The sequence below is a fragment of the Streptomyces sp. SudanB52_2052 genome, assembly GCF_964272415.1.
GTDB classification, from domain to species: domain Bacteria; phylum Actinomycetota; class Actinomycetes; order Streptomycetales; family Streptomycetaceae; genus Streptomyces; species Streptomyces olindensis.
In genome coordinates, this window is record NZ_OZ186796.1 from 8,288,671 (window position 1) to 8,305,753 (window position 17,083).

Annotated in this window: 6 protein-coding genes and 1 pseudogene; 5 read left to right on the top strand and 2 right to left on the bottom strand. The window is 74.0% G+C overall.

What is annotated here, in order from left to right; genetic code table 11:
- Window positions 1-84 precede the first annotated feature (84 nt).
- The 3 genes from ACSUPV_RS37320 to ACSUPV_RS37330 all read left to right on the top strand — a co-directional run bounded on the left by ACSUPV_RS37320 (window position 85) and on the right by ACSUPV_RS37330 (window position 12,829).
- A complete protein-coding gene (locus tag ACSUPV_RS37320; protein WP_436949979.1) occupies window positions 85-1,401 on the top strand; it encodes a condensation domain-containing protein in 1,317 nt (438 codons plus the stop codon).
- Entirely contained in the window at window positions 1,398-9,245 is a 7,848-nt protein-coding gene (locus ACSUPV_RS37325) for an amino acid adenylation domain-containing protein (RefSeq protein WP_436949469.1), read from the top strand. Before ACSUPV_RS37320 ends, ACSUPV_RS37325 begins: the two co-directional genes overlap by 4 nt.
- A gap of 110 nt (window positions 9,246-9,355) precedes the next feature.
- Window positions 9,356-12,829, top strand: a complete 3,474-nt coding sequence (locus ACSUPV_RS37330) for an amino acid adenylation domain-containing protein (RefSeq protein ID WP_436949470.1) — start codon at window positions 9,356-9,358, stop codon at window positions 12,827-12,829.
- Between the two features lie 70 nt (window positions 12,830-12,899).
- Here ACSUPV_RS37330 and ACSUPV_RS37335 read toward each other — a convergent pair whose 3' ends face one another.
- Together ACSUPV_RS37335 and ACSUPV_RS37340 are read right to left on the bottom strand one after the other, a co-directional pair.
- A complete protein-coding gene (locus ACSUPV_RS37335) occupies window positions 12,900-13,910 on the bottom strand; it encodes an iron-siderophore ABC transporter substrate-binding protein (protein WP_031120701.1) in 1,011 nt (336 codons plus the stop codon).
- A 126-nt stretch (window positions 13,911-14,036) separates the two neighbouring features.
- Window positions 14,037-14,989, bottom strand: a pseudogene (locus ACSUPV_RS37340) (methionyl-tRNA formyltransferase).
- Between the two features lie 84 nt (window positions 14,990-15,073).
- Here ACSUPV_RS37340 and ACSUPV_RS37345 point away from each other — a divergent pair.
- Together ACSUPV_RS37345 and ACSUPV_RS37350 are read left to right on the top strand one after the other, a co-directional pair.
- Window positions 15,074-16,405 carry a lysine N(6)-hydroxylase/L-ornithine N(5)-oxygenase family protein gene (locus ACSUPV_RS37345; protein ID WP_436949471.1) on the top strand — a complete coding sequence of 444 codons (1,332 nt, stop codon included), beginning with the start codon at window positions 15,074-15,076 and terminating at the stop codon, window positions 16,403-16,405.
- Window positions 16,406-16,414: 9 nt separating this feature from the next.
- A complete protein-coding gene (locus ACSUPV_RS37350) occupies window positions 16,415-17,071 on the top strand; it encodes a class I SAM-dependent methyltransferase (RefSeq protein WP_436949472.1) in 657 nt (218 codons plus the stop codon).
- Window positions 17,072-17,083 lie beyond the last annotated feature (12 nt).

The following is a 17,083-nucleotide window of genomic DNA, read 5'->3' on the forward strand; positions in this document are numbered from 1 at the left end:
CTCGCGGAGGCCGCCGGTACCGCCCGGAGCCGGGCCACGGACCCGGATCCGGACGCGGGCGTCGGTGACATCCCGCTCACGCCCATGCTCACCCGGCTCGTCGCCCAGGGCGGCACCTTCCGCACACTCAGCCAGGCCCGCTTCCTGCGCACCCCGCCCGGCATGGAGCTCGACGGGCTGCACCGCACGGTCCAGACGGTCCTCGACCGGCACGACCTGCTGCGCTCCACGCTCACCCGCGACGAGGACGGCACCCTGCGCCTGCGGGTGGCTCCGGCGGGCACCGCCCGCGCCGCCGACCGCGTACGCCGCACCGACGCCGCATCGCTGGACCACGCGACGATCGCCACCCTCGTACCCGGCGCCTTCGAGGACCTGGCCGCCGAACTCGACCCCGCCGCCGGGACGGTGGCGCGGTTCCTGTGGTTCGACACCGGACCGGACCGCGAGGGCCGGCTGCTGGCCGTCCTGCACCACCTGGTCACCGATGCGGCCTCCTGGGGCGTCCTCACCGCCGACCTCGCCGCGGCCTGGCACGGCACACCGCTCCCGCCGCCGGGCACCACCTTCCGCGAGTGGGCCCGGGCGCTGCGCTCCGAGGCCGTGTCGGAACGCCGCACGGCCGAACTCGCCCACTGGACGGCGGTGGCGGACCGGCCGGAGCCGGCCCTGGGAGCCGGAGCGCTGGACCCCGCCCGGGACACCCACGCCACCGTGCGCCACCACTGGACGGCGCTCGGCCCGGACCTCACCGCACTCCTCACCGCCCACTCCGTGCGGGACGTCCTGCTGACCGCGCTGGCGCTCGCCGTGCCGGTGTGGCGACGCGAACTCGGCCGGCCCGGCCCGGACGACTCCGTGCTGATCGCCCTGGAGGGCCACGGCCGCGAGGAGAACCTCCTGCCGGGCGCCGACCTGTCGGGCACCCTCGGCCTGTTCACCAGTGTCTTCCCGGTCCGCCTCGACCCCGGCGGCGCGGCCCCCGCGGAGCAGCTGCGGCGCGTCCGGGAGCAGCTCGCCGCCCTGCCGGACAGGGGCATCGGGCACGGCCTGCTGCGGCACCTCAACCCGGACACGGCCGCCGTCCTCGCCCGGCTCCCGGAGCCCCAGATCGCGGTCAACTACCTGGGCCGCATGACCCTCGGGGAGCAGGCGGAGGACGCCGCGTTCACCAGCGCCCCCGAGACCGGGGCCCTGGGCGCGTGGGCCGACCCCGGGGCACCGGCCCTCTACCCCTTGGTCGTCGACGCGGTGATCGACGAGGGGAAGGACCCCGGCGGCCCGGTCCTCACGGCGTGCTGGCACTGGCCACAACGGCTCTTCACCCAGGCGCGGATCGAGCGGCTGGGCGAGCTGTGGACCGCTTCCCTCGAACGGCTGCTGAAAGGCGGACACCAGTGACCGAGACCCAGGCGGACCGGCCCGGCGACCTCGCGGCACGCAAGCGGGAACTGCTGCGCCGCAGGCTGGAGAGCGCGGGCCTCGCCCACACCCCCGCCCGGGCCGAACGGATCCCGCCCCGGGCCGCGGACACGGCCACGCTGCCGCTGTCGTACGCCCAGTCCCGCATGTGGCTGCTCCAGCAGCTCGACCCGGCCAGCCCCGCCTACAACGTGTGCCTGGCCATCCGGCTGCGCGGCCCCCTCGACGCGGACGCGCTGCGCACCGCCCTGGCCGGGCTGCTCACCCGGCACGAGGTGCTGCGCACCCGCTACCCCACGGCCGACGACGGAACCCCTCACCAAGTGGTCGACGAGCGAGCCGAGTTGGCCTTCGAGAAGACCGACCTGCGCGGGCACCCGGCGGACGAACAGGACCGGTGCGCCGCCGAACTCGCCCGAGCCGCGTCCGCGACCCCCTTCGACCTGGCCGCCGACCACCCCCTGCGGGCCCTGCTCGTCCGGCGCGCCGACCAGGACCACACCCTCGTGCTGACGGTGCACCACATCGCCTGGGACGGCGGCACCTTCAACGCCCTGTCCCGCGATCTGAGCGCCCTCTACCGGGCCGCCGCCACCGGAGCGGACGCCGGGCTCGAACCCCTGCCCGCGCAGTACGCCGACTTCGCCCTCTGGCAGCGCACCACCTTCACCGACGAACGGCTGGCCGGCCACCTCGACCACTGGCGCACCGCCCTGGTCCCGCCACCCCGCCCCCTGGACCTGCCCACCGACGCACCCCGCACGCCCCAGCCCACCGCGCACGGCGACCGCCGCTTCCGTACCTTCGCGCCCGAGGTCACCGACCGGCTCACCGCCTTCGCCCGCACCGCGGGCGCCACCCCGTTCATGGTGCTGTTCGCGGGCCTGGCCGCGCTGCTCCACCGCATCACCGGAGCCACCGACGTCCCCATCGGCTCGGCCGTGATGAACCGCGACCTGCCCGGACTCGACCGGCTCATCGGCAACTTCGGCAACACCCTGGCCCTGCGCGCCGACCTCGACGGCGACCCCGGCACCGCCGAACTCGTCGAACGCGTACGCCGGCTGTGCACCGACGCCTACGCCCACCAGGACATGCCGTTCGACCTGCTCGTGGAGCGGCTGCGGCCGGAGCGGCACCCGGGCCGGGCCGTCTGGTTCGACGTCATGCTGCTCTTCCTCACCCAGGGGCTCCAAGGACCCCGGCTGCCGGGGGTGAGCGCCGAATGGGAGACCGTCCACAACGACACCACCCAGTTCGACCTGTCCCTGGAGGCCTTCCTCACCGACGGGCGGCTGCGCATCGAGGCCACCTACCGCAGCGGCCTGTTCACCCCGGAGACCGTCGACCGGCTGCTGGCCCGGCTGGAGACGCTGCTCGCCGCCGGACTGGCCGACCCCGAACAGCCCGTGTCACGGCTGCCGTTGATGTCCGCGTCCGAGGAACACCAGGTCCTGGGCGAGTGGAACACCACCGCCCACCCGGTCCCCGGCACCACCCTGGCCGACCTGCTCGCCGAGCAGGCGGCCCGCACCCCCGACGCGCCGGCGCTCACCTTCGAGGACCTCACCCTCGGCTACGCCGGACTGCACGCCCGCGCGGCCCGCCTGGCCCGCCTGCTGGTCCGTCACGGCGTCGGCCCGGAGCAACGCGTGGCCGTGGCCCTCGACCGGGGACCCGACCTGGTCGTGGCGCTGCTCGCGATACTCCAGGCGGGCGCCGCCTACGTCCCGCTGGACACCGGCTACCCCGCCGAACGGCTCGCCGTGATGATCGAGGACGCCGCCCCGGCGCTCGTCCTGACCTCCGGTGCCGCCGCGGACAAGGTCCCCGCCTCGGCGGCACCGACGCTCCTGCTCGACGACCCCGCCCTGCGCGAGCGCCTGGCGGCCCTGGACCCCGCCGCCCTCTCCGACGGGGAACGCCTCGCGCCGCTGCGCCCCGAGCACCCCGCGTACGTCATCTTCACCTCCGGCTCCACGGGCCGCCCCAAGGGCGTCGTCGTCCCGCACGCGGCGATCGTCAACCGGCTGCTGTGGATGGCGGACACCTACCGCGTCGGGCCCGGGGACCGGGTGCTCCAGAAGACCCCGGCGAGCTTCGACGTCTCCGTCTGGGAGTTCTTCCTGCCGCTGATCACCGGAGCGGCACTGGTCCTCGCCCGCCCCGGCGGGCATCGCGACCCCGCCCACCTCGCCGAGCTGATCCGCGAACAGCGCGTCACCACCGCCCACTTCGTCCCGTCGATGCTGCGGGTCTTCCTCGACGACCCGGCCGCCGAGCGGGCCCGGGGCGTTCTGCGCCGGATCGTGTGCAGCGGCGAGGCCCTGCCGGCGGACCTCGCCGAACGCTGCACCCGCCTGCTGGACGGCACCGCACTGCACAACCTCTACGGCCCGACCGAGGCGGCCGTGGACGTGACCGCGTGGCCGTGCGCCGACGGCACCCGCTCCGCGTCGGGCTCCGTGCCGATCGGACGCCCGGTGTGGAACACCCGCACCCTCGTGCTGGACGCGTCCCTGCGCCCGGTGCCGCCGGGCGTCCCGGGGGAGCTGTACCTCGGCGGGAGCCAGCTCGCCCGGGGCTACCTCGGCCGGCCCGCCCTGACCGCCGGACGCTTCGTCGCCGACCCCTACGGCCCGCCGGGCGCCCGCCTCTACCGCACCGGCGACATCGTGCGCTGGACCGCCCACGGGGCGCTGGAGTTCCTGGGCCGGGCCGACGACCAGGTGAAGATCCGCGGCTTCCGGGTCGAGCCGGGCGAGACGGAGGCCGCGGCGGCCGCCCTGCCCGGGGTGTCCCAGGCCGCGGTGACGGTACGTCAGGACACCCACGGCGATCCGCGGCTGGTCGCCTACGTCGTCCCGCACCCCGGCGCCCGCCCGGAGCCGCAGCAGCTCCGGCGGAACCTGGCCGGCACCCTGCCCGGCCACCAGGTGCCCTCCGCCGTCGTCGTGCTGGACGCCCTGCCGCTCACCCCCAACGGCAAACTCGACCGCGCCGCCCTGCCCGACCCCGACCTGTCCGCGCTCACCACCGCCGACGCGCCCCGCACCGAGGCCGAGGCGACCCTGTGCCGCCTCTTCGCGGACCTGCTCGGACTGCCGTCCGTGGGCGTCCACGACGCGTTCTTCGCGCTCGGCGGCCACTCCCTCCTCGCCACCCGGCTCGTCGCCCGCGTCCGCGCGGAACTGGGCGTCGCCCTGCCGCTGCGGGCCGTCTTCGACACGCCCACCGCGGCCGCCCTCGCACCCCTGCTGGAGACGCCCGCCCAGCGGCGGCCCCCGCTGGTCCCGGCCCGGCGCCCCGACCCCGTGCCGCTGTCCTTCGCGCAGGCCCGGTTGTGGTTCCTGTACCGGCTGGAGGGGCCGACCCCCACCTACAACATCCCCACCGCCGTCCGCCTCGGCGGACCGCTCGATCCCGAGGCCCTGGGCGCGGCGCTCCAGGACGTCGTGGACCGGCACGAGGCACTGCGCACCGTCTTCCCCGACGACGACGGCGTCCCCCGGCAGGAGATCCGCACGGACACCGCCGTCCCCTTCGAGACCGTCACCGCGTCCGCCGACGACCTCGACGCGCTGCTGAGCGAGGCCGCCGCCCACTCCTTCGCCCTGGACCGCGAGATCCCCGTCCGCGCCACCCTGTACGCCCTCGCCCCCGACGACCACGTCCTGCTCCTGCTCGTCCACCACATCGCCACCGACGGCTGGTCGGCCGAACCGCTGCTGCGCGACCTGGAGACCGCCTACACCGCCCGACTGCGCGGCACACCCCCCGCGTGGCCGCCGCTCGCCGTGCAGTACGCCGACCACACCCTGTGGCAGCGGGACCTCCTCGACGAGGAGTACACCGCCGAGGAGGTGCGCCACTGGGCGCGGCGCCTGGACGGGCTGCCCGAGGAACTCCAGCTGCCCGTCGACCGGCCCCGCCCACCCGTGCCCGGTTACCGGGCCGGGGCCGTGGACTTCACCCTCGATCCGGAGACTCACCGGGCGCTGCGGGACCTGTCCGCCGAGGCAGGCGGCACCGTCTTCATGGCCCTCCAGGCCACCCTCGCCGTCCTCCTCGGCCGGCTCGGCGCCGGCGACGACATCCCCCTGGGCACCCCGGTGGCCGGGCGCGGCGACCCCGTCCTGGACGACCTCGTGGGCCTGTTCGTCAACACCCTCGTGCTGCGCACCGACGTCTCGGGCGCCCCGACGTTCCGCACGCTGCTCGCCCGGGTGCGCGAGGCCGACGTGGACGCCTTCGCCCACCAGGACCTGCCCTTCGAACGGCTGGTGGACGCGCTCGCGCCCACCCGCTCGATGGGCCGGCACCCGCTGTTCCAGGTGATGCTGGCCCACCAGCAGGCCCCGGCCGACCGCCGGGACTTCGCCGGTCTCACCCTGACCGAGCGACGCGTCCCCTTCTACACCGCCAAGACCGACCTGGCCTTCCACGTGTTCGAGCGGTCCGACGCCGGCGGCATCGACGGCACCCTGGTGTACAGCCGCGACCTGTACGACCGGGACACCGCGCGGGAGATGACCGAGCGCCTCGTCCGCCTGGCCGGCGAGCTGGCCCGGCACCCCGACCGCCCGGTGACGGCCGCCGACGTCCTCACGCCGCGCGAGCGGGACCTGCTGCTGGGGGAGTGGAACGACACCGCGCGCACCGTGCCGGCCACCACGCTCACCGCCCTGGTGGAGGAACAGGCCGCGAAGACCCCGCACCTGGTGGCCGTCGAGTACGGCGTCCCCGGCGGCCCGGCCCTCACCTACGGCGAGCTCGACGCCCGCGCCAACGGCCTCGCACGGCGGCTCATGTCCCTCGGGGTGGGCCCGGAGCACCGCGTCGGCATCCACCTGGAGAGGTCCGCGGAGATGGTCGTCGGGCTGCTCGCCGTGCTGAAGGCGGGCGGGGCCTTCGTCCCGCTGGAGCCGTCCTGGCCGGCCCGGCGCATCGCCGAGGTGTGCCGCGGCGCGGCCCTGACCGCCGTACTCGGCCGGCCCGGTGACGACGGCCTCCTGGGGGAGGACGCGCCGCACGTCGTCGAGGTCGCCCTGGACGGCCCCACCGCCGAGAGGCCGCCGGTGGACGTCGACCCGGAAGGCCTCGCCTACGTCATCTACACCTCCGGCTCGACCGGCGTCCCCAAGGGCGCGATGATCCGCCACCGGGCCATCGCGCACCGGCTGTTGTGGCAGCGCGGCCTGCTCGGCTTCGGCACCGACGACGCGGCCCTGTTCAAGGCGCCGCTCGGCTTCGACATCTCCATCAACGAGATCTTCCTGCCGCTGGTCAACGGCGGCCGCGTGGTGATCGCCGAACCCGGCGGCGAACGGGACGTCGACTACCTCCTCGACACTGTCGAACGGCACCGGGTGACCTTCACCTACCTGGTCTCCTCGATGCTCGACCTGCTCCTCGAACTGGACGGCTTCGCCCGCCGCGCGGCCTCGCTGCGGCACGTGTGGTGCGGCGGCGAGGTGCTCACCCCGGAACTGTTCGCCCGCTTCCGCGCCGCGAGCGAGGCCGTGATGTACCACGGCTACGGACCGGCCGAGGCCACCATCGGCGTCAGCCACGTCGTCTACCGCACGGGGGCGATCCGCAGCGCCGTCTCCATCGGCCGGCCCAACTCCAACACCCGGCTCTACGTCCTGGACGACCGGCTCCAGCCCGTCCCGGTCGGCGTGCCGGGCGAGCTGTACGCGGGCGGGGTCTACCTCGGCCGCGGCTACGTCAACGACCCGCGCCGCACCGCCGACCACTTCGTCGCCGACCCGTTCGGCCCGCCCGGTGAACGCCTCTACCGCACCGGCGACCTGGTCCGCTGGCAGCGCGACGGCACCCTGGAGTTCCTCGGCCGCGCCGACAACCAGGTGAAGATCCGCGGCATGCGCGTCGAGCTGGAGGAGATCGAGGCGATCCTCGAGCAGCACCCGGGCGTCCGGCGCGGCGTGGTCGTCGTCCGCGAGGACGCCCCGGGCGTCAGGCAACTCGCCGGATACTGCCTGGCGGACCCCCGGACCCTGCCCGCGCTGCGGGACTGGCTCCAGGAGCGGTTGCCCGAGCACATGGTGCCGCGCACCCTGACCGTCCTGGACGCCTTCCCGCTGCTGCCCTCCGGCAAGGTGAACCGGGCCGGCCTGCCCGCCCCCGAAACCGCCACCGGCTCCGGCCCCGCCCGGGAGCCCGCCGACGAACGCGAGCGGCGGCTCTGCGCGCTGTTCGCCACCGTCCTCGGGCTCGCGCGGGTCGGTGTCGACGACAACTTCTTCGAGCTGGGCGGCGACAGCATCGTCTCCATCCGGCTCGTCACCCTGGCCCGCAAGGCGGGCCTGGCCCTCAGCCCCCGGCAGGTCTTCCAGTCCCCCACCCCGGCCGGGCTGGCGGCGGCCGCCGCCGCGACCGGCTCCGCCGGGACGGAGCATCAGGCCGACGATCCCGTGGGCGAGGTGCCGCTCACCCCCGTCATGCGGTGGACGGCCGGCCCCGACGGCTCCTACGGCGGCCTCGCCCAGGCGGTCCTGCTGGTGACGCCCCCGGACCTGAGCGAGGACGACGCCGCCGCCGCGCTGCAGGTGCTCCTGGACCGGCACGACATGCTGCGCGCCCGCCTGACCGACGACGGCAGCCACCTGGTGGTCCCCGCCGAGGGCACCGTACGGGCGCGCGACCTGCTGACCCGCGCCCAAGGGCCGGACCTCGACCGGCACGTGAAGGACGCGGCGGCCCGCCTCGACCCCCGCGCCGGGCGCATGCTCCGGGCGGTCCTGTGCGGTACCGACCGGCTGCTCCTGGTCGCCCACCACCTCGTCGTCGACGGCGTGTCGTGGCGGATCGTCCTCTCCGGGCTGGCCGACGCGTGGCAGGCCCTGCGGTCCGGACAGACCCCGCGCCCGCGCCGCACCGGCCCCTCGTTCCGCCGCTGGAGCCACCTCCTGGCCGAGGAGGCCCGCTCGACGGAACGCCTGCGCGAACTGCCCTATTGGACCGAGACGCTGGAGCGGGCGCGGCCCCTGCTGGACCGGGCCCCGGACCCCGTCCGCGACACCGCGGCGACCGTGCGGGAGGAGACGCTCGTGCTCCCCGAGGACGTCACCGTCCCGCTGCTGACGACGGTGCCCGCCGCGTACCGGGCCGCCGTCCCCGACGTCCTGCTGAGCGCCCTCACGATCGCCGTGGCCGTCCGGCGGGAGGAGCGCGGGGACCTCGCCGGCCGCTCGCTCCTCGTGGGACTGGAGGGCCACGGACGCGAGGAGGGCATCGCCGAGAACGTCGATCTCTCCGCCACGGTGGGCTGGTTCACCACGTTCCACCCCGTAGCCCTCGACCCCGGCCCGGTCGACCTCGACGAGGCCCTGTCCGGCGGCCCGGCCGCGGGCACGGCCCTGAAACGCGTCAAGGAACAGTTGCGCGCCGTACCGGACCACGGCCTCGGCTACGGCCTGCTTCGGCACCTCAACCCCGACACCGCCGCCGAACTGGACAAGCGCCCGCATCCGCAGATCGTCTTCAACTACCTCGGCCGTTTCACCGCGTCCGCCTCCGGCGACGAGCCCTGGGAACTCGCCCCCGAGGCTCCGATGCTCCGCGTGCCGCCGGACGGCGCGCGGCCCGCCGCCGGGCTGGAGATCAACACCGTCGCCGTCGAGGAGAGCGGCGGCGTCCGGCTGCACGTCTCCGCGTCCGCCCCGCGGGCCTTCCTCGCACCCTCCGAGACCGCAGCCCTGCTCGCGCTGTGGGAGCGGGCCCTGCGCGGCCTGGTGCGGCACGCCGAGGACGCTCGTGCGGGCGGACTCACCCCGTCGACCTGCCCTTGGTGTCCCTGACCCAGGACGACATCGAGGACTTCGAGAGCGCCTTCGACTTCGACCACGACAGCGACGACTTCGACGACTTCGACGACAACGATGGCTTCTGAGCGACAGCGGAGGAACCGGTGACGCAGCACCCCCCGACCGCGGACGAGCTGCTCCGTACGGTCACCGACACATTCGGCCCGGACACCCCGCCGGGCGAGGACGACAGCCTCATCGCCTGGGGCCTGGACTCGATCACGCTGATGAGGATCGCCGGCTCCTGGCGCAAGCAGGGCGTCAAGGTCGGCTTCGCCGAACTGGCCCAGGAACCCACCCTGCGCGCGTGGCGCGCCCTGCTCGCGTCCCGGGCCCCGGCCCAGGCCCCCGCCCCCGCTCCCGCCGAGCCGGCCGTCGAGGCCCCGGTCCCCGAGACCGGCGAGCCCTTCCCGCTCGCCGTGATGCAGCACGCCTACTGGATCGGCCGCGGCGACGACACCACCCTCGGCTCCGTCGCCGCGCACCTGTACGTCGAGTTCGACGGCTCGGGCGTCGACCCGGACCGGCTCGACACGGCCGTACGGGCCCTCGTCCGGAGGCACGGCATGCTCCGGGCCCGCTTCGGCGACGACGGCCGCCAGCGGATCCTGCCCGAACTCACCCGCCCGGCCACGGCCGTCAACGACCTGCGCGCCCTCGATCCCGAGACGGCCGCGGCCAAACTGGAGGACGTCCGGCACTCCTCCTCGCACGCCCGGCTCGACGTGGGGGCCGGCGAGGTGTTCTCCGTGCAGCTCTCCCTGCTGCCCGACGACCGCAGCCGGCTCCACGTGGACGTCGACATGCTCGCCGCGGACGCCCTCAGCTACCGCGTCCTGCTCTCCGACCTCGCCCGGCTCTACCGCGACCCCGACGCCGCGCTGCCCCCGATCCGCACCAGCTACCCGGCCTACCTGGCGGAACGCAAGGAGGTGCGACGGCTGAGCCGCGAGCAGGCGCGGGCCTGGTGGCAGCGCCGGGTCCCCGAGCTGCCCAGCGCGCCCGACCTGCCCCTGGTCCCCGAGGCGGAGCGGGCCGACCCCACCCGCGTCACGCGGCGGCACCACTGGCTGCCGCCGGAGGAGAAGCGGCGCCTGGCCGCCCGGGCCCACCAGCACGGGCTGACCCCCGCGATGGCCGTCGCGACCGCCTTCTCCGAGGTGCTGGCCGCCCACAGCGGTCAGCCCCGCTTCCTGCTGAACGTCCCCATGTTCGACCGCCGCGGCTCCCACCCCGACACCGACCTGCTCGTCGGCGACTTCACCAGCTCGGTGCTGCTCGACGTCGACCTGGCCGAGCCGGCGACGTTCACCGAGCACGCCCGGCGGCTCCAGGACCGCATGCACACCGACGCCGCCCACGCCGACTACTCCGGCGTGGAGGTACTGCGCGACCTCACCCGGCACCACGGCGAACAGGTCCTCGCCCCCGTGGTGTTCACCAGCGCCCTCAACCTCGGCGAGCTGTTCGACCAAGGAGTGCGGGACTCCTTCGGGCAGCCGGTGTGGATCATCTCGCAGGGCCCGCAGGTTCTGCTCGACGCCCAGGTCACCGAGGTCGACGGAGGGCTGCTCGTCAACTGGGACGTGCGCGAGGACGCCTTCCCCGCCGGACTGGTCGACGCGATGTTCGCCGCGTTCCACGGCCTGGTCACCCGGCTCGGCACCGAGGACGAGGTCTGGGACCGGCCGGTGCCCGCCCTGCTGTCCGCGGAACAGTCGGCGGTCCGCGAGGCGGTGAACACCACCGACGGGCCGCGCAGCCACCGGCTCCTCCACGACGGCTTCTTCGCCCACGCGGCCGAATGGCCCGAAGCTCCGGCCCTGCTGTGGGGCACCGAAGGCGCCCTCACCTACGGTGAGCTGGCCGACCGGGCCCTGCGGTGCGCCGGGGCGCTGGCGGACCGGGGCGTGAAGCCTGGGGACACCGTCGCGGTCAGCCTCCCCAAGGGACCCGACCAGATCACCGCCGTCCTCGGCGTGCTGGCCGCGGGCGCCGCGTACGTCCCGGTCGGCGTCGAGCAGCCGCCCGCCCGCCGCGACCGCATCCGCGCCACCGCCGGCTTCCGCGTCACCCTCACCGACGGCCGTACCGTCGAGGGCGGCCTCCCGGTCCAGGAGGCGATCCGGCACGCCCCGCTGCCCGCGCCCCGGCCGGTCGACGAGGAACAGGTCGCCTACGTCCTGTTCACCTCCGGCTCCACCGGGGAGCCCAAGGGCGTGGAGGTGCCGCACCGGGCCGCCATGAACACCGTCGACGACCTCGACGACCGCTTCGCCGTGGGCCCGTCGGACCGCTGCCTCGCCCTGTCCGCACTGGACTTCGACCTCTCCGTCTACGACGTGTTCGGACTGCTGAGCGCGGGCGGCGCGGTGGTGCTGGTCGACGAGGCGGACCGGCGCGAGGCCCGGCCGTGGGCGGAGCTGGTGCGCAGGCACCGGGTGACGCTCGTCAACTGCGTCCCGCCGCTGCTGGACATGCTGCTGCTCGCCACCGGGCCCGGCGAACTGGCCGGTCTGCGCGCGGTGCTGCTCGGCGGGGACTGGGTCGGCACCGACCTGCCCGGACGGCTCGCCGAACGGGCACCGGGCTGCCGGTTCGCCGGCCTCGGCGGCACCACCGAGACCGCGATCCACTCCACCGTGTGCGAGGTGCCGGACGCCCGGGTGCCCGCGCACTGGCGGGCCGTGCCGTACGGCACCCCGCTGCGCAACGTCCGCTGCCGGGTCGTCGACCCGCGCGGCCGGGACTGCCCGGACTGGGTGCCGGGCGAGCTGTGGATCGGCGGGGACGGTGTGGCCCTCGGCTACCGGGCCGATCCGGAGCGCACGGCCGAGAGGTTCACCGAGGCCGGCGGCGTGCGCTGGTACCGCACCGGCGACCTCGCCCGCTACTGGCCCGACGGCACGCTGGAGTTCCTCGGCCGGCGCGACCACCAGGTGAAGGTGCGCGGTTTCCGCATCGAACTCGGCGAGGTCGAGGCGGGGCTCGCCGGGCATCCGGCGGTGCGGCGCGCCGTCGCCGGTCTGACCGGCGGCCCCGGCGTGCAGCTGGCGGCCGCGGTGGCCGCCGAGCCAGGGACGACGGAGGAGGAACTGCGGCAGTGGACGCGTTCGGTGCTGCCGCCCCACATGGTCCCGGCCCGCGTCGCCGTCGCCGCGGAGCTGCCGCTCACCGCCAACGGCAAACTCGACCGCCGCGCCGTCGGCGCGCTGTGGGAGACGCGGGAGCCGGGGGAGGGGGAGCAGCGGACGCCCGGCAGTGCCCTCGAGACGGTCGTCTCCCGCGTGTGGGCCGACGTCCTCGGCGTCGAACGGGTCGGCCTGGACGACGCGTTCTTCGCGCTCGGCGGCGACTCGGTGCTCGCCACCGTGATCGTGAGCCGGCTGCGGGAGGCCCTCGACACCTCCGAGGTGTCGGTGCGGGCCCTGTTCGCCACTCTCACGGCGGGCGGCATGGCCAAGCGGCTGGCCGCCGAGGAGCACACCCCGGGACGGCTGGAGCAGGTCGCCGCGCTCCACCTGGAGATCGAGGACATGTCGGCGGAGGAGGTCGACTCGGCCCTGCGCGACAGCTGACGGACGCCGGAGAGGCGGGGCGCGTCACGCGCCCCGCCTCTCCGTTCCACCTCGAAGGTCCAGGCCGGGACTACTTGTCCAGCTTGGCGAACCCGGCCTCCAGGTTGTCCAGCGCCCACGGGATGCCCAGCACGGACGGGCTGCGGAGCTGGCTGATGGTCGCCACGTCGGTCACGACGTAGCGGTCCTCCTTCACCGCGGACATGTTCTTCACCAGCGCGCTGGACTCGAAGGCCTTCTTCAGCTGCGGCGTGGTGAACGCGATCACGACCAGGTCCGCGTCGAGCTTGTCGAGCTGCTCGAAGGACAGCTCGCCGGTGGGGCTGCCGCTGACCGTCTTGATGTTCTTCACCGACGGGGTCAGGCCCAGCCCGACCTCGCTCATCAGCTTCGCCGCGAAGTCGTCCTCCGAGGCGATGGTGAAGATCTTGGCCGGGGTGTTGCCGATGGACAGGCTGTAGGTCTTGCCCTTCAGCCCCGGGTGCTTGGTCCTCACCTCGGCGATGCTGTCCTCGGTGTCCTCGATGGCCTTCGCGGCCTGCTCCTGTCGGCCGACGGCCTTCGCCACCACCTGGACGTGCTCCTGCCAGGTCTGCTTGCCCCACGCCGTCTCGTAGCCGATGGTCGGCGCCACCGCCGAGAGCTTCTGGTAGTTCTTCTCCAGGGTGAAGTCGGAGGTGGCCAGGATCAGGTCGGGCCGGAGGGCGGCGACCTCCTCGAAGTCGACCCCGTTCATGGTGTCGAGGAGCTTGGTCTTCTTGGTGTCGACCCGGTCCTTCAGCCAGGGGTGGACGCCGTCGGCCGCGAAGGCGTCCTTGGAGACGGCGACCGGCGTGACCCCGAGGGCGTACAGCGCGTCGACGTCGTCCGTGCCGCCGTCGCCGATCACCACGACCCGCTTCGGTTCCTCGGTGATCTTCGTGCTGCCGAACTTGTGCTTGATGGTGACGGGGAAGGCGGACGAGGCGTCCGCCTTCGTGTCGTCGGAGGGGGCGTCGGAGTCGTCCTTGACGGAGCCGCAGGCTGCCAACCCGGCGGCCAGGGTGACGGTGAGAAGGGTGGTGAGGAGCTTTCTCGGCATGCGCGTCCCTTGTCGCCGGGGTTCAGGCAGGATTCGTACGGCCGTCAGTAAAGCAAGGTAAGGCTTACCTCAGCAACGGTTTCCGGACAATCTCCGCCCGCTCATGATGACTTGACGGAGCGTCAGTCACGGACGCGCCGTCAGGTAGCCGCCCATCGTGCGGAAGTAGTCGGTCGCGGCGTACTCCGTGTCGTCGTCCGTGCGCAGCCGCCGGATGACGAGCCCCGGGCAGCGGCCGGTGTGCGCCTCGGGGCCGGCCACGATGACCACGCCGTCGCCCTCGCGGATGAAGATCCGCCCGGGTGTGCCGCCGTAGTGCCCCTCGGACACGGCGGCCGAGATGATCCTGAGTCGCTCCCCGCGGTGGAAGGTGTACGCGTTCGGATAGGGATCCGACTGCGCGCGCACGAGCCGTTCCAGGCGCTCCGCCGGCCAGGTCCAGTCGATCCGGCTGTCCTCCGCGGAGCGCTTGTGGAAGAAGCTCGCCCGGGAGCGGTCCTGCGGCTGCCACTGCCCGGCGTCCCGGCCCGTGGCGATGAGGTCGAGGGACTCGCGCACGATCGGGGTGATGAGGTCGACGGTCCGGTGGAACAGGTCGGTCGCGGTGTCGGCCGGCCCGACCGGCACCGCGCGCTGCACGAGGACGTCGCCGGCGTCGAGTTCGCCGTTCATGCGGTGCGCGGTGACGCCGACGCGCTCCTCGCCGTTGATGAGTGCCCAGATGATCGGCGAGAAACCGGCGTACGACGGCAGCAGCGAGTCGTGGATGTTGAGGGTGCCGTGCGGCGGGAGGTCGAACACCTCCGGGGCAGCCAGGTGCGCCAGTTGTTGGCGACGATGAGGTCCGGCCGCGCCGCCCGCAGGGCGTCGAGGAGTTCGGGGTCGTCGGGACGGTTGCGCAGGAGGACGGGGACGTCGTGTTTCTCGGCGAGTTCGGCGACGGAGTCGTCCCAGATCTTCTCGTAGGCGTGGTCGCTCTTGGGGTGGGTGACGACGAGGGTGACCTCGTGGTCGGAGTCCAGCAGGGCCTGGAGCGTGCGGTGGCCCCAGGTCTGGTAGCCGAACATGGCGACGCGCATGCGGTTCTCCCTCTCCGGCGGCTCCATTGCAAGGTAAGGCTAACCTTATCTAACATGTGGCTGCCTGAGGGAGGCGATGCCACGGTGAACTCACCGCTCACGGGATCGGACACCACGGACACCACCTACGACGTCCTCGGAATCGGCTTCGGGCCGTCAAATCTGGCCCTGGCCATAGCGATCGAGGAACACAACGCGGGTGCTGCGCCGGAGCACCGGCTCAACGCTCTCTTCCTGGAACGCCAACCGCGCTTCGGCTGGCACCGGGGCATGCTCATCGACGACGCCACGATGCAGGTGTCCTTCCTCAAGGACCTCGTCACCCTGCGCGACCCGGCCAGCGACTACAGCTTCCTGTGCTTCCTGCGCGAACGCGGCCGGCTCGTCGACTTCCTGAACCAGAAGACGCTCTTCCCGCTACGGGTGGAGTTCCACGAGTACTTCGAGTGGGCCGCCGCACGCGTAGGGCACCTGGTGGCCTACGACCGGGAGGTGACCGCCGTCGACCCGGTGCGCGACGAGTCGGGCACCGTGACGGGATTCGACGTGGTCTGCGGCACCTCCGGGGAGACGTACCGCGCCCGGGACCTGAGCGTCGCCGTCGGCCTGGAACCGCATGTGCCGCCCGGCGTCGAACTCTCCGAACGCGTCTGGCACAACAGCCAGTTACTGCCCCGCGTCACCGAACTGCTCGACCGGCGCACGCCGGTGCGCCGGGCCGTCGTCCTGGGGGCGGGGCAGAGCGCCGCCGAGACGGTCGACTACCTGCACCGCTCCTTCCCCGAGGCCGAGGTCTGCTCGGTCTTCGCCAAGTACGGCTACACCCCGGCCGACGACAGCCCGTTCGCCAACCGCATCTTCGACCCGGAGGCGGTGGACGTGTACTTCACCGCGCCCTCCGAGGTCAAGCAGTCCCTCTTCGACTACCACCGTTCCACCAACTACTCCGTCGTCGACATGGACCTCATCGAGGCCCTGTACGCGACCTCCTACCAGGAGAAGGTCACCGGCCGGGAGCGGCTGCGCTTCCTCAACGTCTCCCGGATACGGGACGTCCGCTCGCGCGCCGACGGCTCGCTGGACGTCGTCGTGGAGTTCCTCCCCACCGGGGAGCAACGGGCCCTGGAGGCCGACCTGCTCGTCCACGCGACCGGCTACCGGCCCCGGGACCTCACCACCCTGCTCGGCGAGGCGGCCAAGGTCTGCCTGCGCGACGACGAGGACGCGATCCGCGTCGGCCGCGACCACCGCGCCGAGACCGCCCCGGACGTGACGGCCGGCATCTACCTCCAGGGCGGCACGGAACACACGCACGGCCTCACCTCGACGCTGCTGTCGACGACGGCGATCCGCGCGGGCGAGATCCACCGCTCCCTCCTGGACCGCAGAGCGGAGGGTGTCCGACCCGTCTGCTGAACTGAGGGCATGACGCCCCCGCCCCACCGCATCCTGCGCGCCCTGGACCGCTTCCACGCCGCCCGCCCATGGGACCACAACGCCCTCTTCCACCCCTGGATCCTGCGGCAGCTCCCCGCGCGGGTGGGGAGCGCCCTGGACGTGGGGTGCGGCAGCGGCGACCTCGCCCGGCTGCTGGCCGGCCGGGCCGGGCGGGTGCACGGGATCGACGCGGACCCCGCGATCACGGCCCGGGCCCGCGAACTGACCCCCACGACGGCCCCGGTGACGTACACGGTGGCCGACGCGCCGGCCGGGCTGCCCGACCGGTCCCACGACGTCATCACCTGCGTCGCCACCCTGCACCACCTGCCGCTCACCGAGGCCCTGGAGGCCTTCCGCGACCGGCTGGCCCCCGGCGGCACCCTGGTGGTCGTCGGTCTGCACCGGGCGCGGACGCCGGTCGACCACCTGCTGGGCCTCGCGTCGGTCCCGCTCAACATCGTCATGGCGCTGCTGAGGAACCGGGGCCGCCGGGCACCGCGCCCCGTCTCGCTGTCCGCCCCCACCCGGCCGGCGGACCTGACCTTCGCCGAGATCGCCAGCGAGGCGCGCACCGTCCTGCCCGGTGCGCGCCTGCGCCGACGTCTGTTCTGGCGCTACACGCTGGTGTGGCGCCGCCGTTGACCGGCCTCCGCG

What these genes read in the sequence shown, in the direction of transcription:
- ACSUPV_RS37320 (WP_436949979.1), top strand. Translation starts at nt 85, where the DNA reads ATGCTCACCCGGCTCGTCGCCCAGGGCGGCACCTTCCGCACACTCAGC.
- ACSUPV_RS37335 (WP_031120701.1), bottom strand. Translation starts at nt 13,910, where the DNA reads ATGCCGAGAAAGCTCCTCACCACCCTTCTCACCGTCACCCTGGCCGCC.
- ACSUPV_RS37350 (WP_436949472.1), top strand. Translation starts at nt 16,415, where the DNA reads ATGACGCCCCCGCCCCACCGCATCCTGCGCGCCCTGGACCGCTTCCAC.